Origin of the sequence: Bacillus sp. FSL K6-1284, from assembly GCF_038002625.1 — a bacterium.
Lineage (GTDB): Bacteria > Bacillota > Bacilli > Bacillales > Bacillaceae > Bacillus > Bacillus paralicheniformis.
This window is the reverse complement of the sequence record NZ_JBBOCW010000001.1, coordinates 4,302,388-4,322,874: the sequence shown is the minus strand read 5'-3', so window position 1 is coordinate 4,322,874 and position 20,487 is coordinate 4,302,388. Positions and strand designations below refer to the sequence as shown.

The window sequence follows — 20,487 nt, the reverse complement described above, 5'->3', positions numbered from 1 at the left end:
TAAACTTTATTTCTCTGTAATTATTATAATTATATACAAATTATCAAGTAATAAATATTTTTTGTCAAGGGGAAAGCCCGTTAATTTTTTGTTAAGTATTTCAGCTAAAGAAAAGAGTTGGAGTTTCGTAACTTTCATATAGTATGATTGGCACAAATGGTAGAGTAGTGAGAATGAAGAGTCCTAATTGAAAACGAAAAGCCGTCGGAATGACGGCTTCTTTGGCTAAACTCCTTTATATGCGGAACGGTAAATCTCAGCAAGCTCCGAAACGAGCGGCAGCTTCGGATTGGCTGTCGTACACTGATCTTCAAAGGCGCGTTCGGCCATGAGATCCACTTTGCTTTCGAATGCGGCAGCATCCACGCCGTTTTGTTTAATGCTCATCGGAATTTTAAGCTCTTTGGCGAGCGAGATAATCTCCTGGATCAGGCTTTCAACGCCTTCTGCAGTTGTTTTTGCAGGCAGGCCGAGCGTTCTGGCAATCTCCGCGTAGCGCTGATCGGCTATGAAGTGGCTGTATTTAGGAAATGCCGTGAACTTTTTCGGCTTTTCTGCATTATAGCGGATCACGTGCGGCAGAAGGATGGCGTTTGCCCGTCCATGAGCGATGTGAAACTCCGCGCCAAGCTTATGGGCTAAGCTGTGGTTGATGCCAAGGAAGGCATTGGAAAACGCCATTCCGGCAATCGTTGATGCATTATGCACTTTTTCGCGGGCCAGCTCGTCGCTGCCGTTTTTGTATGCTCTAGGCAGGTATTCGAAGATCAGCTGGATGGCCTTCATGGCCAAGCCGTCTGTATAGTCGTTAGCCATGCACGATACGTATGATTCAATTGCGTGTGTTAATACGTCCATTCCTGTGTCAGCCGTAATATGTTTCGGCACGGTCATGACAAATTGCGGGTCAATGATCGCGACGTCCGGCGTTAATTCATAGTCGGCCAGCGGATACTTCGTATTCGTTTCTTTGTCTGTAATGACAGAGAATGAAGTGACTTCAGAGCCTGTGCCTGATGTCGTCGGGATCGCGACGAATTTTGCTTTTTCGCCCAGTTTCGGGTATTTGACAATGCGCTTGCGGATGTCCAGGAATTTTTGCTTTAATCCAAAGAATTCAGCATCCGGGTGCTCATAGAACAACCACATTCCTTTTGCGGCATCCATTGCAGAACCTCCGCCGAGGGCGATGATGACATCCGGCTGGAATTTGGCCATCATGTCGACGCCGTTCATCACCGTTTCGATTGAAGGATCAGGCTCGACATCAGAAAAAATTTCACAATGAACGTAATCCGGGCGCCTTCTTAAGTAGTGTAGGACGCGGTCTACATATCCGAGTTTCACCATCCCCGGATCAGTCACAATCAACGCTTTTGAGATGTCAGGCATTTTCGCTAAATATTGGGTTGCGTGTTTTTCAAAATAGATTTTTGGAGGAACTTTAAACCACTGCATATTGACATTCCTTTTCGCCACTTTTTTCGTGTTGATTAAATGAACAGCTCCAACGTTTGACGAGACGGAGTTTCCGCCATATGTGCCGCATCCGAGTGTTAAAGAAGGCATATAGGCGTTGTAAATGTCGCCGATCGCCCCTTGTGACGACGGTGCATTGACGATGATCCGCCCGGCTTTCATACGTAATCCGAATTCTTTAACGGCTTCTTGATCGTTCGTATGAATTACCGCCGAGTGGCCGGTTCCGCCGAACGCCAGCATGTCTTCGGCGCGTTTTAATCCCTCTTGAATTCCGCTGACTTTGTAGCACGCTAAAACAGGGCTCAGTTTTTCCCTGGACAGCGGGTAATCCGGACCTACGCCTTCTAATTCGGCGATGAGGATTTTTGTATCTTGAGGCACTTTGACACCGGCCATTTCAGCGATTTTGAATGCCGGCATGCCGACGATATCAGCGTTTACCGCGCAAGTATTTTCATTGATGACCAATTTCTCGACCTTTGATTTTTCGGTTTCATTTAAGAAATAGCAGTTGTTTCTTGTCATTTCGACTTTGACGTCTGAGTAGATGTCTTTGTCTATGATGACGGCCTGCTCTGATGCGCAAATCATGCCGTTGTCAAATGTTTTGGATAAGATCAGATCATTGACGGCTTGCTTCAGGTTGGCAGACTTCTCGATGTAGCACGGAACGTTTCCAGGTCCGACGCCAAGGGCCGGTTTTCCGGAGCTGTACGCTGATTTCACCATGCCGGCGCCCCCTGTTGCGAGAATCAGGGAAACGTTCGGATGGGTCATTAAGGCTTGAGTTGCATTCAGCGAAGGCGTTTCAATCCATTGGATACAGTTGTCGGGTGCTCCTGCTTTGACGGCTGCGTCCCGAAGGATTCTCGCCGCTTCGCGGCTGCATTTTTGGGCCGATGGATGGAAAGCAAACACGATAGGGTTTCTTGTTTTGATCGCTATCAGGGACTTGAACATTGTAGTGGAAGTAGGGTTGGTCACCGGCGTCACGCCGGCGATGACACCGACAGGCTCCGCGATTTCAATGACTCCGTCGTGTTCGTTTTCATTGATGATGCCCACTGTTTTATCGTATTTGATATGATGGTAGACATACTCTGTGGCAAACATGTTTTTAATGATTTTATCTTCATAAACGCCGCGCTTCGTTTCTTCGACGGCAAGTTTGGCGAGAGGCATGTGCTGATCAAGGCCGGCAAGCGCCATCTGTTTGACGATCTCATCAATCTGCTCCTGATCAAAGCTGCGGAATTCTTCCAATGCCTTTAGGCCTTTTTCGACTAGCTGATCAACCATGGTTGAGGCATTTTGCTTTTGTTTCATTTCCTTTTCTTCGATTGCCATTGTAAACCCTCCAGTGAATGAATAGGAATTTGATTACAACAGGATGTTCAGGGATGAATGATGCGGACATTGTTTGTGAAACATTTCACAAGTGGAGTTAAAAAATTTTATCCCTGAAGCGGATATCTGGTTTATTTTAGTATCAGTCCTCCTTTTCTGTGGCTGAATTTATCATATCACGAATTTGAAGTATTAGTTTGTGAAATGTTGAACAAAGTATGAAATCATAGAATGAAAACGAGAATTGACAGTTTATTACTTATAGATGTAACATTATGTTAAATTTGGGAGGGATTAAGTATGACATTAACAGAAGAAGTCTGTTCAGAAGTTCTTGCAAAATGTGCAAGAGTTTGTTGTATTTGTAAAGAATTTAAACCACTACATATTCAAGTGCATCACATCATAGAAAAGTCTGAAGGAGGAACCGATGATTTTGATAATTTAATACCTGTTTGTGTTGAATGTCATAGTAGTATCCATACAAAATCAAAAATGACTCAGAATTTTACTAAGAAAGAACAAAAGAAGGCTAGAGACACAGTCTATGAAATGGTTAGTTTGGGCAAACTACCCAAATCGAGATCGTTTGACAGGACAGAGATTGAATTAATGTCGTCTATCTTTGCTGAAACTCTTAAAAATAGTAAGGAAGAGGGTGATTTGAGTAGTGAGTCCATAAAGTTATTATCTACTATGTTATGTGAACGAGCACCTGCAATTATAAAGAAGATAAACGAGGAAAATCTATTGCTAATAGAAATTGGGGGCCAATATATAACACAAAAGTGTATAAATAAAGCGCAATATTCAAGTTCTATACTTGAACTACTTTCTAAAGGCTTGGTACATTCAACTGGAGATATAATTAAGATTACAGATGAGGGGGAAAAACTTATTAGTAAATTAGTACAAACAACAGCAACTTATACTCAAAAGAAAATAAAATGTTTGGCTTGTGGATTACACTTTATAATTTGCACTTGGAATAAACATTTGCATAATAGTTCTACTATTATTTGTCCAGAATGTGGCCAGAAAAAAGGTGATTTTATTGTATGGGCTCAACAGAAATTTGGTTTTATATTTCAAGAAGTTCCTGGGAATGCTAAGATCTATGATTTAAGAGGCCATTATATGAATAATAGTTTATCAAAAGTATAAATCTTATAATGCTGAATTATTTATCTAATAATAAATATAAGCTGTCGAGAGATATCCCGACAGCCTATTACTTACTGAGGTGTTTGTTTTTCAAAACTTCATAAAGTCTCAGTCCTTACTTATGCCAGTCCGTATGAAACACGCCTTCCATATCCGTCCGCTCATACGTGTGAGCGCCGAAATAATCGCGCTGCGCCTGCAGTAGGTTTGCGTTTGAGCGGCCCGTCCGGTAGCCGTCGTAATAGGAGAGGGCGGTGCTCAGGCACGGGAATGAGATGCCTGAGCTGATGCCTTCGCAGACGACCTTTCGCAAGCCGGACTGGTATTCTTTTAGTTTTTCAGCGAAGTCAGGTGCGACCAGCAGGTTGGACAGGTCCGGCTGTTTGTCGAAAGCTTCGCTGATGAGATTTAAAAATTGTGCGCGGATGATGCAGCCGCCGCGGAAGATGAGGGCGATGTCCTTTAACGGCAGGTGCCATCCGTTCAGGTCAGACGTCATTTTATATTGAGCGAAGCCTTGGGCATAGGCGCAGACTTTCCCCATGTATAACGCCTGTCTGACGCGGTCGATCCACACGTTCTGATCCAGGGGCCGTTCTTCTGTTTCAGGCCCGGCCAATACGTTTTCGGCAGCTGTCCGTTCGTCTTTTAATGATGACAGGTAACGGGAAAACAGGGATTCCGTGATAATCGATGATGGAATGCCGTTGTCGATGGCCTGCAGGCTCGTCCATTTGCCCGTGCCTTTTTGGCCGGTTTTGTCGAGGATGACGTCGATGAGCGGAGCGCCCGTTCGCTCATCCTTTTTCCTCAGGATCTCTGCCGTGATTTCGATTAAATAGCTTTTCAGCTCTCCTTGATTCCACGTGTCGAAAATGTCAGCGATTTCATCTATCGGCAAAAGAAGCTTTTCTCTTAAAAATGTATACGCTTCAGCGATAAGCTGCATGTCTGCGTATTCGATGCCGTTGTGCACCATTTTGACAAAATGCCCCGCGCCTTTTGGACCGATGTAGACACAGCATGGATCTCCTTCTACTTGGGCGGCGATTTTTGTGAGAATCGGAGCTGCTTTTTCGTAGACGTCCCGATCTCCGCCGGGCATAATGGATGGGCCTTTTAAAGCGCCGACTTCGCCGCCGGAAATGCCGATTCCCAAGTAGCCGATACCTTTCGCTTTCAAACTGTCATATCTTCGTTCCGTATCTTCGTAGTGGGAGTTGCCGCCGTCCATGATGACATCCCCTTCTTCAAGCAGAGGAACGAGCGAGTCGATAACAGAATCAACCGGTTTGCCTGCTGTGACCATAAGAAAGATTTTTCTCGGTTTTTCTAAAGACTGTACGAAATCTTCAAGTTCATAGTACGGCTTGACTGTTTGGCCTCCCGTTTTTTGGACGAGTTGATCGGTTAAATCCCTTGTGTAGTTATAGACGGCGACTTGTTCGCCTTTGCTTGCCATGTTCAGGGCGATATTGCTCCCCATGACTCCCAAACCTATGACACCGATTGTATTGCGCATGTAATACCTGCTCCTTCATTTAAGACTTTTTTATACAAATAGGCTTAACAATAAAGTAAATCCTAATCCGGCCACCGCGATAATGGTTTCAAGCAGTGTCCAGGTGGCAAATGTTTCTTTCATGCTTAGTCCGAAATACTCTTTGAACATCCAGAAGCCTGCGTCATTGACATGGGAAGCGATTACACTTCCGGCCCCTGTTGCAAGCACAACCAGCGCAAGATTGACATCGCTTTGTCCGAGCATCGGAAGAACGAGTCCGGTTGTGCTTAATGCAGCAACTGTCGCGGATCCTAAGGAGATGCGCAGAATTGCGGCGATGACCCAGGCGAGCAAGATCGGCGACATGGCTGTTCCTTTGAATAATTCAGCTACATAGTCGCCTACTCCGCCATTGATCAAGACTTGTTTGAAGGCGCCGCCGCCCCCGATGATCAAGAGCATCATTCCGATTTGTGTAATGGCGGTTGAACAGGAATCCATCACTTGTTTGATGGGGATCTTTCTGGCGATCCCCATCGTATAGATCGCGACCAACAGGGAGATGACCATCGAAGTCGAGGCATTCCCGATTAAGCGAACAGCTGCCAGCAGGCTGTTGTCTGCAAGACCCATCGTTTCTTGAATAAGCGTAATAACAGTCGAAATAGACATGATAATGACCGGAAGCATAGCTGTGAAGACGCTGATGCCGAAGCCGGGCGTCTCTTCAAGCTTGAACGTTTTCTGCTCACCGAGTGAAGCGATGCTGCCCATTTTCTCAAATGATTGCGGGACGATTTTTTTCGCCAGTTTCGTAAATAAAGGTCCGGCCAAAAGAACGGTTGGAATTGCAACAATGATACCGTAGAGCAGCACTTCCCCGATATTGGCGCCGAGCTCTCCCGCGATAGCCGTCGGTCCCGGATGCGGGGGCAGGAAGCCGTGTGTGACGGATAAGGCCGCCGTCATTGGAATTCCAAGGTATAAAATAGATATCTTCAATTCTCTTGAAATGGCGAATACAATTGGAATCAATAATACCAATCCGACTTCGAAGAATAATGCTACCCCGATGATAAAGGAGGCGATGACGACCGCCCATTGGATGTTTTTCTCTCCGAATTTGTTGACGAGGGTCATCGCAATGCGCTGAGCGCCCCCTGAATCCGCGATCAGCCTGCCCAGCATGGCGCCGAGCCCGAAGATCAATGCGATATGGCCGAGCGTTCCGCCAAGGCCTTCTTCAATCGTTTTGACGATGTCGTCAAGCGGCATTCCAAGCGCCAATGCAACCCCGAACGATACGATAATCAAGGAAACAAACGTATTCAGTTTTAACCCCATAATCAAAAGCAATAATGCGACAATCCCGATTGCTACGATCAGTAATGGCATGATAACGCCTCCAATTCTCCCCTATTTTTTGCTGGATAAGCTTCTTTGATAATTTGCAATTTGTGTATATTCGTTTTCAAGTGCTCGAGATAAGTTGATAAAAAGCGGCATTAATTTTCTGTATTCTTTGGCCGATTCTTCTTTCGGCGCGTGTCTGTGCGTGCTTCCGATCATGTCGGAGACGACATCGAATGAATCGATTTTCCCTGTCGCGTACAGCCCCAAAATGCAGGCTCCGAGACAAGAGCTTTCATAGCTTTCCGGCACGACGACTTCCGATTCGAAAATATCGGCCATCATTTGCCTCCATACGTCAGACCTTGCGAAACCTCCGGTCGCCTGAATTCGGGCAACTGGACCGTCCATGCATTCTGTCAACGCCAGGAAGACGGTGTACAGATTGTAAATAACCCCTTCCAATGCCGCGCGAATCATGTGTTCTTTTTTATGCGACATGGTGAGGCCGAAGAATGAACCGCGCACATCCGGATTCCAGAGCGGCGCCCGTTCGCCTGCGAGGTATGGATGGAACAGCAGTCCGTCGGCACCCGGTCTGACGCGTTCGGCAATTTTGGTCAAGACATCGTACGGATCAATGCCGAGACGTTTTGCCGTTTCGATTTCTGATGATGCAAATTCATCTCTGATCCAGCGAAGGACGATCCCGCCGTTGTTGACTGGCCCGCCGATGACCCAATGATTCTCAGTTAAGGCATAGCAAAAGATTCTGCCTTTTTCATCGGTTTGCGGTTTATCGATAATCGTGCGAATCGCACCGCTTGTCCCAATAGTGACGGCGATTTCGCCTTTTTTAATCGCGTTGACGCCGAGGTTGGAAAGCACGCCGTCGCTGGCACCGATGACAAATGGCGTTTGCGGATCAATTCCCATCATCGCCGCCAGTTCCGGATTGCAGTGATGGAAAATGGCTGTTGTCGGAACGAGCTTTGATAGGTGGTCAGGTGTGATGCCTGCAATGGCAAGTGCTTCTTCATCCCAGGCCAATGTTTTGAGATTCATCATTCCCATCGCCGAAGCTAAGGAGTAATCGACGACATATTGATCAAATAACTTTTTAAAAATATATTCCTTGATTCCGATATATTTTTTTGCTTTGGCAGCGATTTCAGGATGCTCGTTTACAATCCATGTGATTTTGCTTAGCGGCGCCATCGGATGAATCGGCGTTCCCGTCCGTTTATAGACATTGTGCCCGTTCATTTCTTCTTTGATTTTATGAGCCCAGCCTTCGCTTCTGTTGTCTGCCCAAGTGATGCAGGAGGTGAGCGGCTTGTCGTTTTCGTCCATCGCAATCACGCTGTGCATCGCGCTGCTGAATGAAATGAATGACGGCTGTTTGTCAGGATGCTGCTGCATGATTTTCGCCGTTGACTGGATGACGGCCTGAAAAATCTCATCCGGGTTTTGCTCAGCGGTCGAGATGTCCGGTGTGTAAAGCGCGTAGCCGATGCTTTCCTTTTGGATCACGTCCCCTTTTTCACTGAATAAAACCGCTTTCGTGCTTGTCGTACCGATATCTATGCCTAACATATAACTAGTCATTTTCTTGTTCGGCCCCTTTCGCCAGCATTTGTTGCGACAGCCACAGATCTTCAACTTTACCTTGCACGTCATCGAAATTTTGATGTAGGGATTTAAGCATCAGATCCCTGTCTTTCGTTTTGATCGCTTTGATATAAAGTTCATGGTTATCGAGAATTCGTTCAAAGTCTTCGTATTTTTCTTTTAAGCGGGCCCGCATGGATAAAAGAATAAAGCTTTCCATCACAGGTTTGAGATTGTTCCATATCATCAAAATGTAAGAATGATTGATGGAGCGGACAATCGTTTCGTGAAATAAGACGTCTTGAAATGAGAACTCGTCGGCATCTTTGTATTTGATGGAGACTTTCATCATCTCCAATATTTTGCTGAGGTCTGTTACCAGTTCGTCGACATTTGCCCGTCCAAGCCGTTCGAATACGAATGTTTCCATCACCAGACGCACATCATAAATTTCTCCAATTTCTTTTTCGGTTAAACCGATGACAACGGCGCCCATCCGTTCCAAACGGATGATTTTTTCCGATGCCAGTATTTTTAAAGCCTCGCGGATGGGAGACCGGCTCACCGAGAATTCCGCAGCCAATTTATTTTCAGATAAAATGGTACCGCTTTCAATCAAGCCGGAAATAATGCGCATTCTCAGCTCGCATGCGACGCGAACACCTGTTGAAGCTCTTGAAAGCCACTTCTCCGGATATAAAAGATTTTTAGATTGGCTCATACACTCACCTTCCTAGTTATACGAGTATACTTGTATACAAGTATGATAACGCGATTATTTTGATTATGCAAACACTTTCATTTCAAATTTTCCGAAAATTTTTTTCCATTTATAAAACGATTTGTTTTGCCAATGCGCTCGAAATACTCCACTAAAGCAAAAAAATATAAAGGGAGCAGCTGCCCTTTATATTTTGACCATTTGTTTAACGATGAGTTTGAAGTCATGTTCGCTAATTTCTATGTGCCCAAATCGAAAGGAATAACCCCAGTGCCGTTTGTTTTTGATGAAAGAGAGGTTGGGAATGAATGGGTGGATCGGCGTTTCCCGGCATTTTAAAAAGTTGATCTTCCTTCTGTAAGGTGAGAATCCTTCTCCCGCATGAACCTTGTAAACTCTGTTATCACTCACTTCCCCTACAGCTGTAAACTTTTGATAGGGCGCATCATCTTTGAGATTTTGTTTTGGCGAGTAATAAATGATCCAATCATCGGGATTCATTCTTTTTAAAGGCGCCTCTTTTCCGTGGCAAAGTTGGGCGAAGCCTCCGGATACACCTTTCAAGACGTGATCGCGCGAAGCTACGCCGATCCAATACCTTCTTTTCATTCCATTCAGCATCCGCAAGCATCCTTGTCAGTATTCCCTTCGGTGCATGCTGACACAGGAAAATTCATTTCTCTCCATGCCGCGATCCCTCCGGTCAGCTCTTTCACTTGATAGCCTTTTTCTAATAAAAATTTAGCTGCTTTAGCTGCCGTATTGCACCAGACATCCCAGCAGTACACAATGATTTCTTTATCTTTTGGAATATCCTCTAATCGATGAGGGAGATCGTGTTCAGGTATCGCTTGAGCACCTTTTATCGTCAAACTCCTGACTTCGCTTGGCCCGTTTCTTACATCTATTAAAAAATATTTTTCAGGGTGATTCTTTGAAGATTTAAAATAATCCATTGGACTAATGGTGGCTTCTAAACGTGCATTAAAAAAATCGAGTGAATTCATAGGGTATGCCTCCTAGTTTTTATACTTTTTCCATACTTTTAAAAGCAAATCTTTAAATAATTTTTTTTCATTGTCAGTCAGAGGGGATAAAACCTCATATTCTGTCTGTACTAAAACCTGTTTGCATGATGACAGTACATCGCTGCCTTTTTCAGTAAGGATTAGGCTGTATGCCCTGCGATCACTTGCGTTTTTTGTCCTTTCCACAAAGCCTGAAGCTTCTAAATGGTCAACATGGCTCACCATTGTCGTACGGTCGATCTGCAGTTGTTCAGAAATCAGTTTTTGAGAAGAAAAAGGGTTTTCTTCTATAAATACAAGTACTCCGAATTGCCTGGCATTCAAGCTATACGGAGCGAGAACATCAGCAAATTGATCCTCCATTTGCTGAAGAACCTTTCCTAGCAAAAATCCGTAAAATTGACTTAACTGTTTCAAAAATCATCACCACCTAAAATAATCACCAAACAATATAGTCAGTATAACTGATTATATTTTTGAACGCAAGCCTTCTTGTTTTCGTTTGTTAATTTAATTAATTAACCGTGGTACAATAAAACCTACGATATGGTGTAAATGGAGGATTTCACATGCAACGCGGTACATTTCAATTAATGAAATCGGTGAACAAATCGATCATTCTTAATAAAATCAGAACTTCAGAGCCGATTTCGAGAGCCGAGATCGCCAAGGAAACAAAGATTACCCCTCCCACGGTCTCAAGCATTGTCAAAGAGCTGATCGAACAAGGGCTCGTGAAAGAAAGCACGCTCGGCCATTCGAGCGGCGGAAGGAAGCCGACAATGCTGCACATCAACACAGGTGCCTATTATGTCATTGGCATTGATGCCGGGCCTGAGACGGTGGAGTGCGTCTTAACCGATTTAGCCGGAGGGATACTGCAGCGGACATCCAGCCTGCTGAAAAAACCGCTGACAAACGAGATGTTCATTGATGTTTTAAAAGAAAATATTTATGCGATTTTGGGACGGTCCGATGTCAATCAGGAAAAGATCATCGGGATCGGCATCGCAATGCACGGGGTCGTCGATGCTGAAACGGGAATGTCACGCATCGCCCCGATTTTAAACCTAACCAATATTCCCATTAAAGATATGCTGGAACAAGAATTCAACTTAACGGTCAGAGTTGAAAACGATGCCAGGGCGATGGCGCTTGGCGAATCGTGGTTCGGCGGCCGCGATGATGCAGGCGGCAGTATGGCGGCCGTAAACATCGGCCGCGGTGTCGGTGCGGGGATTGTCATCAACGGAAAACTGTACCATGGAGCGGAAGGAATCGCAGGGGAACTGGGCCATATGATCATTGATATTAATGGAGAAAAGTGCGAGTGCGGCAACCGGGGCTGCCTGCAGACGATTGTGAGCGGTAAAGCGATTGCCAAGCGGGGAAACAAACGGTTAAAAGAAAGTCCGGACAGCCTGACAGCCAAAGATTTGTTTGAAATGGCCGAGAACGGCTGCCAAACGTGTATCGAACTCTTTCGGGAAACCGGTGTGATGATCGGAATCGGGCTGACCAACTTCATTCATCTTGTCAATCCGGGCAAAATCGTGCTGGGCGGCGGAGTGATGAAAGGCGGGAGGTTCATATTGCCGGCGATACGAGAAACGATACAGCAGAAAGCCTTAACAGCCGAAGCGAGGCAGACAGAGGTGACGATAACGAAGCTCGGCGATGAAGCGACGCTTTACGGAGCCGTTTCATTGCTGTTGGCGGAGCTGTTTGATCCGGTGTTAAAATAAGCCTTTTTTTCGCCTGTTTTAACACCGGTGAAGCCTTACCCCTGACGATTGACCGTGTGGATGAAGCGCATGAAAGCTTCGCGGTTTTTGAATACCCCGGCATCCTCAAGGGCTTTAACAAATTTCCGGCCAAGTTCTTTTCGTACAATTGATTCAGCATGCTTCGGTCCGGACAGCTCTCCGTATTCGGTTTTGAGCTGTTCGGCCCATTCCCGGTGATGCGCTTCAACGGCATCTGACTGACCGAGCAGGAATTCTTGGACACCTGCCAGTTCGGTCTTTAAGCGGGGAGGAAGAACGGCCAGGCCCATCACTTCGATTAAGCCGATATTTTCTTTCTTAATATGGTGAACGTCAGCATGCGGGTGGAATATGCCGTATGGATGCTCGGCAGATGTCCGGTTGTTTCTGAGCACAAGGTCGATTTCAAAAACACCGCTCATGTTTCTTGCAATAGGCGTAATCGTGTTATGAGGCGTTTCATCAGTAAAAGCCGTAATATCCGCTTGTTGATCCGAGTAGTTTTTCCAAGTCTGAAAAATATGATCCGCCGCATCGACAAGGCTGTTGATCGCCGTTCCTTTCAAGCGGATGACAGACATCGGCCATTTTAAAACAGAGGCTTCGATGTCCGGATGCTGTTTGATTTGAAAGGAGAACGCGTCTTCTGCGCGCGTCATTGCAAACTCATATCGTCCGGCTTGATAATGGTCATGGCTTAAAATAGACCCGCCGACGATCGGCAAATCGGCATTCGATCCGATAAAATAATGCGGAAACAGCTCTGTAAAAACAAGCAGCCTGTGAAAGGCAAGCTTATCAATTTTCATCGGCCGATGCTGCTCAGAAAATAAAATGCTGTGCTCGTTATAGTAAGCATATGGAGAATATTGAAAATACCAGTTTTCTCCGGCGAGCGGGACTTTAATAATCCTGTGGTTCGCCCGGGCGGGATACCCGATTCGTCCTGCATACCCTTCGTTTTCTTTGCACAGCAGGCACGTCGGATAGCTGCGTGCTCGTTTTGCAGCGGCGCGCTCCCGTTTGATTTGCTCAGGGTCTTTTTCCGGCTTTGACAAATTGATCGTAATATCCATTGTGCCGTAAGGTGTATCCGCCTGATACGAAACATTTCTTTCAATTCGTTTTGTCTGGATATAGTTGCTGTTTTTGCTGAGCTGATAAAAATAGGCGGTCGCCTCCAGCGGCGATTGCTCGTATTTTTGCTGAAACACGGCATTGATGACAGAAGGTCTTGCAACAAAGCAATTCATCACATTTGCCGCCAGCATGTCTTTCGCGTCTGCGTCGTCGGTTATGACGCCGTGTTCAATTGCATAAGCGGCGAGTCTTTCCAAAAGGTCGGGGATGGAGTCACCGGAAGCCGCAGGGGCTTCTTCGGGAAACGAGTCCAGACCCAGCAGGTTCATCACTTGGTTGCGTGCGTAGTTCACGTCATCCGGTTCGATTAACCCTGTTTCAAGCGCTTTTTGAATGAGTCCGGCTATGTCTTGTTCAATCATGTTGACACTTCCTTCCTGTACCCGTTTGGATGTGATGAATGCCACTTCCAGGCGTCTTCAATGATCTTTGCTACAGAAGTGCGCGAAGGCCTCCAGCCTAGGACCTGCTTTGCTTTGTCAGAGCCGGCAATCAGGATGCTCGGGTCGCCGGCTCTGCGCTTGCCGATCTCGGCGGGAATGTCTTTGCCGGTGACCTTTCTCGCCGCATCAATCATTTCTTTCACCGAAAATCCTTCGCTGCTGCCGAGGTTGAATATATCGCTTTTGTCGCCTTCTCTTAAATAGTCCAAAGCCGACAGATGAGCGTCAATCAGGTCTTCGACATGAACATAGTCGCGGATGCACGTGCCGTCGGGCGTATCATAGTCATCCCCAAAAATCGTAATGTGCGGTCTTTGTCCGAGAGCGGTTTGCAGGATGATGGGGACCAGGTGTGTTTCCGGATGATGGTCTTCTCCGATCTCTCCCGTTTCCCTTGCTCCTGCGACATTAAAGTACCTGAGAGACACAAAGCTGACTCCATGGGCTTCTTCAGTCCGCTTCATGAGCTTCTCCATGATCAGTTTCGTTTCCCCGTAGGTGCTTGTCGGCCGCGTCGGCATGTCTTCTGTGATCGGCACCGATTCAGGCTCTCCGTAGACGGCCGCCGTCGAGGAGAATACGATTTTTTTCACATCGTGCTCAAGCATCGTCTGAAGCAAAACCTGTGTCCCGGATACATTGTTGTCGTAGTATTTAAGCGGATCTTTCATTGATTCGCCGACAAGTGAACTGGCGGCGAAGTGGATCACTTCTTCAATACGTTCCTTTTCGAAAACAGTGCGGAGGAAGTCGCGATCGCGCACATCCCCTTCATAAAAGACTGCCTCAGGATGTACGGCCTGTCTTTGGCCGGTCTCAAGGTTGTCAACGACAACGACGGTTTCGCCCCTGTCCAATAATTGATACACGGCGTGTGAACCGATATAGCCGGCACCGCCCAAAACTAACACACTCATATCCATTCCCCTTTCTATATTTCTTTGGCGCCGTCGCCTATCGCCGCAGTATAAAATGCGGCATCATAGCCAACCGTTTCGCGGTAGACGGCATTCACGCGTTCTTTAAAGCTGTCTGTCCGGTCTTTTTCTACAATCGCAATCGCACAGCCGCCGAACCCGGCGCCGGTCATGCGTGCACCCAGGACGCCGTCTTGTTCCCAAGCCGCCTGGACAATGGTATCAAGCTCCAGCCCTGTCACTTCATAATCATCCCTTAAAGACATATGAGATTCATTCATCAGCTTGCCGAACCCGGCGAGATCGTCCCCGCGAAGTTTTTCCAGCGCTTTCAGCGTCCGGGCATTTTCGTACACCGCATGCTTGGCGCGTTTTCGATTAATTTCATCTCGGATGAGGTGCTGATGAGCTTCAAATGCTTCCGCCGTCATTTCGCCCAGACTTGCAATCGATAACTCCTGCTGCAGATCGCGGAGCGCCTCTTCGCATTGGGCCCGCCTTTCATTATATTTAGATCCGGCCAGCGTCCGCTGTTTGTTTGTATTGATGATGATCACATCGTGTTCCTTCAATACGAAGGGAGCGTATGTGTAATGAAGTGTTTGGCAGTCTAACAAAATCGCGTGATCCTTTTTCCCCATGCCGATCGCAAATTGGTCCATAATGCCGCTGCCTACGCCAATGTATTCGTTTTCGACTTTTTGTCCGAGCTTAACCAAGGAGATCGTGTCTGTCTGCAAACCATAAAGCCCTTTTAAAAGAACGCCTGTCGCAAGTTCAATCGATGCGGAAGAAGAGAGGCCCGCCCCGTGCGGAATATTTCCGTAATACAAAATATCGGCGCCGTGAACGATTTGATGGCCTGCTGCTTTCATCAAAAGGAACATTCCTTTCGGATAGTTGGCCCAGCCGTCAGACCGGTCAAATGCTAAATCGCTCAAGCTGCATTCAATTATGCCTCTGTCAGGGAAGTTCTTTGAATAAAAACGGATCATTTGATCATCTCGTTTCACGCCAAGGGCATAGGTGCCAAATGAAATCGAAGCGGGGAAAACATGCCCTCCATTATAATCCGTGTGTTCGCCGATTAAGTTGATTCTTCCCGGAGCAAAAAAGGTTCGCGGTGTCTGTTCTGTCTTAAAAATAGAGCGAAAGTCGTTTGATAAAGCGGCTGCAGTATTCATATATCCTCCCATTCGTTTGACGTGCAGACTTAATAAATTAATTTAATTAAGTTTAACCCCAGTTTACTACGGGTTTTCAATTGGTGCAATAAAAAGTGTTTTTTCAAATGAAACGTTTTCATGTAAAATCCTATTGGCGGGGATAGGGCAATCAGCACTTGACTTTTACAAAAATCAACGTTAAATTAGTAAAATATTTTACTAAAAAATATGAAAGATGTTCATGGAGGTTTTGCAATCGTGGCGACGATAAAAGATGTTGCAGAAAAGGCGGGGTATTCCATCTCGACGGTTTCCCGCGTATTAAATAACGACGAAAGCCTGTCCGTACCTGATGAGACGCGGGAGAAAATATTTGAAGTGGCGGAAAGCCTGAACTACCGCAAAAAAACGATCAGAACACTGGTAAAAAACATCGCGTTTCTGTACTGGCTGACGGATAAAGAGGAACTCGAAGACGTGTATTTTAAAACGATGAGACTGGAAATCGAGAAGCTCGCAAAGCAATTCAACGTTGAACTGACGACGTATAAAATTTCGGGGGGTATTGACGCCATCCCCGAAAACATTGAAGGATTCATTGCGGTCGGATCATTTTCAGATGATGAATTAACCCGGTTAAGGCAGATGACGCCTCACGGAGTATTTATCGATTCGACGCCGGATCCGAATCATTTTGATTCAGTCAGGCCGGACTTAAAGCAGATGACGAGGAAAACGGTGGACTTTCTTATTGAAAAAGGGCATGAAAAGATCGGCTTTATCGGAGGCACGTACCACAATCCCAATACCGATGAAGACGAAATGGATGTAAGGGAACGAACGTTTCGCGATTATATGAGGGAAAAAGGGCTCTTGGAGGAAGGCTTTATTTTTTGCCGCAGGGGATTTTCGGTGGAAAACGGCTACCATCTGATGGATAAAGCGGTTGAAACATTGGGCGAAAAGCTGCCGACAGCCTTCTTTACAGCCGCGGATCCGATCGCCGTAGGCTGCCTTCAGGCTTTAAATGAAAAAGGGGTCGCCATCCCGGGCAGGGTGAGCGTCATCAGCATCAACAACATCAGTGTGGCGAAATACGTATCTCCGCCGCTGACGACATTCCATATCGATATTAAAGAACTTTGCAAAAACGCCATTGAATTGCTTCTTGAACAAATACTTGAAAAGAGAAAAGCTGTAAAAACGCTATATATCGGTGCAGAACTGGTGGTCAGGAAAAGCACCAATTAAAAAAAGGCGCGGGCTGTTCATAAGCCGCGCCTTTTTCGTAAAACATTTTACTATAGTCAGTAAAATAATTGTTTACACTTTTTCTTAGACATGCTATATTGTTTTTGTGAAACGCTTTCAATCCAATAAAAGGAATGAGACAAATGATGAATATGAAAAAATATGTTGGAATCAGCAGTGTGATTGCTCTCAGTTTGTCTTTAACTGCCTGCGGACCTAAAGAGAGCAGCAATGAAGCATCAGGCTCGAAGCAAAAGGAACTCGTGGTCTGGGAAGATAAAGAAAAAAGCGAAGGCATTAAAGATGCCGTTGCCCAGTTTGAAAAAGAGCACGGCGTATCTGTCAAAGTCGTGGAAAAGCCTTACGCAAAGCAGATCGAAGATTTGCGGATGGATGGACCGGCAGGAACGGGGCCTGATGTGTTAACGATGCCTGGAGATCAAATCGGAACAGCGGTAACGGAAGGTTTGATCAAGGAATTAAAGGTGGACAAAGAGATCCAATCGATCTATACGGAACCGGCAATGAGATCCCAGGTGACAAACGGTAAGGTCTACGGCCTGCCGAAAGCGGTCGAAACGACGATGCTCTACTATAATAAAGATTTGATTTCTGAAAAAGAACTGCCGAAAACGCTGGATGAATGGTATGAGTATTCGAAAAAAACGGCTGACGGCAAAAAATTCGGCTTCCTGGCGCTGTTTGACCAGATTTATTATGCACAGAGCGTCATGGGAGGATACGGCGGCTACATTTTTAAGAGCCATGCAGACGGCACTTATGATCCGGCTGATCTCGGCTTGAATAACAAAGGTGCAGTTGAAGGAGCCGAGTACATTCAGAAATTTTATCAAGAAGGGCTGTTCCCTGCCGGAATTATTGGGGAGCAAGGCATCAATGTGCTGGAATCGCTGTTTACAGAAGGAAAAGCAGCAGCGATCATTTCTGGTCCGTGGAATCTGGAACCGTTCAAAAAAGCGGGCATCAACTACGGGGTTGCCAAGCTGCCTAAGCTGTCCAACGGCAAACATATGAGTTCTTTTGTCGGCGTGAAGAGCTACAATGTAAGCGCTTATTCGAAGAATGCCGATCTAGCGGAAGAATTATCCGTCTTTCTCGCCAATAAAGAAAACTCAAAGAAGAGATATGAGATCACAAAAGAAGTTCCCGCTGTCAAAGAACTGGCGGATGATCCTGCCGTCACAAAAAGCGAAGCGGCTCAAGCTGTTGCCGAGCAATCTCAGTACTCAGAGTTGACGCCGAATATTCCTGAGATGAATGAAGTATGGACACCGGCGGATGCGGCTCTGCAAACGATCGCAACCGGAAAAGCGGAACCGAAAAAAGCGCTTGATCAAGCCGCGGAAACGATACAAGGACAGATCAAAGCGAAGCACAGCGGCAGCAAATAAGCCGCAGCATTGGTGTCAAACTTGTCTTAAGTTTGGCGCCATTTATGATCAGGACGTCCATATAAAGAGGTGAAAGAGAAGGTGCAGCATCGCAAAAAAGCTTTACTATTATCAATCATTCCCGGTTTGGGCCAATTCTACAATAAACAATGGATAAAGGGTCTGTTATTCCTTCTTTTAGGCGTCTCGTTCTTTGCGGTTTTTGGCGATTTGCTGAATATGGGGCTGTGGGGCCTGTTTACGCTTGGAACCGAAGTGCCGCGCGATAACTCGATTTTTCTATTGGCAGAAGGCATCATCGCCGTGATTGTCACCGGTTTTGGGCTGGCTGTCTATTACGCCAATTTGCGGGATGCCTACCAAAACGGAAAGCGGCGCGATGAACAAAAGGAGCTCAGTTCACTCAAGGAACAATATCATAATTTAATGGCTCAGGGATATCCGTATCTCATCAGCGGACCATCACTGTTCATTTTGATTTTCGCCGTTGTTTTTCCGATTTTGTTCAGCTTTGCATTAGCTTTTACAAATTATAACCTCTACCATTCTCCGCCTGCCCACCTTGTCGATTGGGTAGGGCTTAAAACGTTTTCCGAAATTTTCACCGTTGATATTTGGCGGTCGACCTTTTTGGATGTTTTAGCTTGGACCATTGTCTGGACGCTTGTCGCTTCCACGCTCCAAGTCGGGTTGGGAATTTTGTTGGCGGTTGTCGTCAATCAGAAGGAAGTCCGCTTCAAGAAATTTTTCCGGACGATTCTGGTTTTGCCTTGGGCCGTGCCCGGCTTTGTTACCATTCTTGTGTTTGCCGGCCTCTTTAATGACAGCTTCGGTGCATTCAATCATCAAATCCTCGCCGCATTCGGCATCGATCCGATTCCCTGGATGACGAATGCCAATTGGACGAAGCTGGCGCTTATCCTCATGCAGGGGTGGCTCGGTTTTCCTTATGTGTTTATTGTGACGACCGGTGTTCTGCAGTCGATTCCGGACGACCTGTATGAAGCGGCGACAATTGACGGCGCGTCCGCGTTTTCGAAATTCAGGCATATCACAATGCCGCTGATTTTAATCGCAATGGCGCCGATTATCATCACGCAATTCACTTTTAACTTTAATAACTTCAACATTATCTATCTATTCAATGGAGGCGGTCCGGCTGTTCCCGGGTCAACAGCGGGAGGAACCGACATTCTGGTGTCCTGGATTTACAAATTGACGATGCAGTCGAGCCAGTACTCTTTAGCCGCCGCATTGACGATCCTGCTGTCGGTCTTTGTCATCTCGATCGCGCTGTGGCAGTTCAGACGGACAAATTCTTTCAAAGAGGGGGCTTAACATATGAAGAAAAGAAGATTCTTTCGGCTCCTTCTGACCTATTCTCTGTTGGTTTTTATGACAGCCGTTATCATATATCCTCTGCTTTGGACGGTGGGAGCCAGCTTTAATCCCGGCAACAGTTTGGTCAGTACTTCTATCATTCCGGCAAATCCGACATTGGATCACTATAGAGAATTATTTGCAGGAAAAGAGAGCCTTCAATATGGGCAATGGTATATAAACTCGCTTAAAATCAGCATCTTTACGATGATCGGATCAATCATCAGTGTTTCTTTTACAGCTTATGCTTTTTCACGGTTTCGTTTTAAAGGTAGAAAAAACGCTTTAGTTTTATTCATGCTGCTGCAAATGATTCCTCAATTTTCGGCTTTGGTTGCGCTCTTCGTTTTAGCGCAGATGCTCGGAATGATGAACAGCCATTGGCTGCTGATTTTGCTGTACATCGGCGGGCTTATACCGATGAACACGTATTTGATGAAGGGGTATATGGACTCCATTCCCATCGATTTGGATGAGAGCGCTAAGATTGACGGCGCTAGCAATACAAGGATTTTTCTGCAGATTATTATGCCACTATCCAAACCGATGATCGCGGTCGTCGCCATGAACGGATTCACCGGACCGCTCGGGGATTTCGTTTTGTCTTCGACCATATTGCGGACGCCGGAGTCGTATACATTGCCGATCGGTTTATACAATTTAGTCAATGAAGTCATGGGAGCCAGCTATACGACGTTTGCCGCCGGCGCCATTTTGATCAGCATTCCGGTAGCCGTCATCTTTATCATGCTGCAAAAGAACTTTGTATCAGGGTTGACGGCAGGCGGAACGAAAGGATAGTCCG

Annotated in this window: 17 protein-coding genes; 6 read left to right on the top strand and 11 right to left on the bottom strand. The window is 46.1% G+C overall.

Translation table 11 applies throughout. The features are described 5' to 3' along the window. Positions 1–225 precede the first annotated feature (225 nt). Positions 226–2,829 carry a bifunctional acetaldehyde-CoA/alcohol dehydrogenase gene (adhE, locus tag MHB72_RS21930; RefSeq protein ID WP_020453589.1) on the bottom strand — a complete coding sequence of 868 codons (2,604 nt, stop codon included), beginning with the start codon at positions 2,827–2,829 and terminating at the stop codon, positions 226–228. Positions 2,830–3,129: 300 nt separating this feature from the next. Between adhE and MHB72_RS21925 the strand changes: the two genes are divergently transcribed. Then, positions 3,130–3,993 carry an HNH endonuclease gene (locus tag MHB72_RS21925; RefSeq protein WP_096748425.1) on the top strand — a complete coding sequence of 288 codons (864 nt, stop codon included), beginning with the start codon at positions 3,130–3,132 and terminating at the stop codon, positions 3,991–3,993. Between the two features lie 115 nt (positions 3,994–4,108). Here the strand turns inward: MHB72_RS21925 and gnd are convergent, their stop codons facing one another. From gnd to MHB72_RS21890, 7 genes are all read right to left on the bottom strand, one after another. Continuing rightward, entirely contained in the window at positions 4,109–5,515 is a 1,407-nt protein-coding gene (gene gnd, locus MHB72_RS21920; protein ID WP_216919101.1) for a decarboxylating NADP(+)-dependent phosphogluconate dehydrogenase, read from the bottom strand. Positions 5,516–5,545: 30 nt separating this feature from the next. Continuing rightward, entirely contained in the window at positions 5,546–6,892 is a 1,347-nt protein-coding gene (locus MHB72_RS21915; RefSeq protein ID WP_023856844.1) for a GntP family permease, read from the bottom strand. Between the two features lie 21 nt (positions 6,893–6,913). Beyond that, on the bottom strand, positions 6,914–8,455 hold the full coding sequence (gntK, locus tag MHB72_RS21910) for a gluconokinase (RefSeq protein ID WP_023856845.1): 1,542 nt from the start codon (positions 8,453–8,455) through the stop codon (positions 6,914–6,916). After that, positions 8,448–9,179: a GntR family transcriptional regulator gene (locus MHB72_RS21905; RefSeq protein WP_020453585.1), complete on the bottom strand. Its 732-nt coding sequence runs from the start codon at positions 9,177–9,179 to the stop codon at positions 8,448–8,450. The genes gntK and MHB72_RS21905 overlap by 8 nt, the downstream gene beginning before the upstream one ends. Before the next feature lie 186 nt (positions 9,180–9,365). Next, positions 9,366–9,800, bottom strand: a complete 435-nt coding sequence (locus tag MHB72_RS21900; protein ID WP_020453584.1) for an EVE domain-containing protein — start codon at positions 9,798–9,800, stop codon at positions 9,366–9,368. Next, entirely contained in the window at positions 9,794–10,186 is a 393-nt protein-coding gene (locus tag MHB72_RS21895; RefSeq protein WP_216919103.1) for a rhodanese-like domain-containing protein, read from the bottom strand. Before MHB72_RS21895 ends, MHB72_RS21900 begins: the two co-directional genes overlap by 7 nt. A gap of 12 nt (positions 10,187–10,198) precedes the next feature. After that, entirely contained in the window at positions 10,199–10,570 is a 372-nt protein-coding gene (locus MHB72_RS21890) for a MarR family winged helix-turn-helix transcriptional regulator (RefSeq protein WP_228119609.1), read from the bottom strand. A 206-nt stretch (positions 10,571–10,776) separates the two neighbouring features. On the opposite strand from MHB72_RS21890, the gene MHB72_RS21885 reads away from it, so the two are divergent. After that, on the top strand, positions 10,777–11,952 hold the full coding sequence (locus MHB72_RS21885; RefSeq protein ID WP_216919104.1) for an ROK family transcriptional regulator: 1,176 nt from the start codon (positions 10,777–10,779) through the stop codon (positions 11,950–11,952). Between the two features lie 35 nt (positions 11,953–11,987). Here MHB72_RS21885 and galT read toward each other — a convergent pair whose 3' ends face one another. From galT to MHB72_RS21870, 3 genes are read right to left on the bottom strand one after another with little or no spacing between them, the layout of a single operon-like run. Beyond that, the gene (gene galT, locus MHB72_RS21880; protein WP_216919107.1) at positions 11,988–13,475 is read right to left on the bottom strand and encodes a UDP-glucose--hexose-1-phosphate uridylyltransferase; all 1,488 of its coding nucleotides are present in this window, start codon (positions 13,473–13,475) and stop codon (positions 11,988–11,990) included. Beyond that, on the bottom strand, positions 13,472–14,473 hold the full coding sequence (gene galE, locus MHB72_RS21875) for a UDP-glucose 4-epimerase GalE (RefSeq protein ID WP_216919109.1): 1,002 nt from the start codon (positions 14,471–14,473) through the stop codon (positions 13,472–13,474). The genes galT and galE overlap by 4 nt, the downstream gene beginning before the upstream one ends. A 14-nt stretch (positions 14,474–14,487) precedes the next feature. Further along, a complete protein-coding gene (locus tag MHB72_RS21870) occupies positions 14,488–15,657 on the bottom strand; it encodes a galactokinase (protein WP_216919111.1) in 1,170 nt (389 codons plus the stop codon). 240 nt (positions 15,658–15,897) lie between these two features. Between MHB72_RS21870 and MHB72_RS21865 the strand changes: the two genes are divergently transcribed. From MHB72_RS21865 to MHB72_RS21850, 4 genes are all read left to right on the top strand, one after another. Then, a complete protein-coding gene (locus MHB72_RS21865; RefSeq protein ID WP_020453577.1) occupies positions 15,898–16,890 on the top strand; it encodes a LacI family DNA-binding transcriptional regulator in 993 nt (330 codons plus the stop codon). A gap of 143 nt (positions 16,891–17,033) precedes the next feature. After that, positions 17,034–18,302 (top strand): sugar ABC transporter substrate-binding protein, encoded by a 1,269-nt coding sequence (locus MHB72_RS21860; RefSeq protein ID WP_216919113.1) that lies wholly within the window; start codon positions 17,034–17,036, stop codon positions 18,300–18,302. A gap of 81 nt (positions 18,303–18,383) precedes the next feature. Next, entirely contained in the window at positions 18,384–19,640 is a 1,257-nt protein-coding gene (locus MHB72_RS21855) for a carbohydrate ABC transporter permease (RefSeq protein WP_025810524.1), read from the top strand. Positions 19,641–19,643: 3 nt separating this feature from the next. After that, positions 19,644–20,483: a sugar ABC transporter permease gene (locus MHB72_RS21850; protein WP_020453574.1), complete on the top strand. Its 840-nt coding sequence runs from the start codon at positions 19,644–19,646 to the stop codon at positions 20,481–20,483. Positions 20,484–20,487 lie beyond the last annotated feature (4 nt).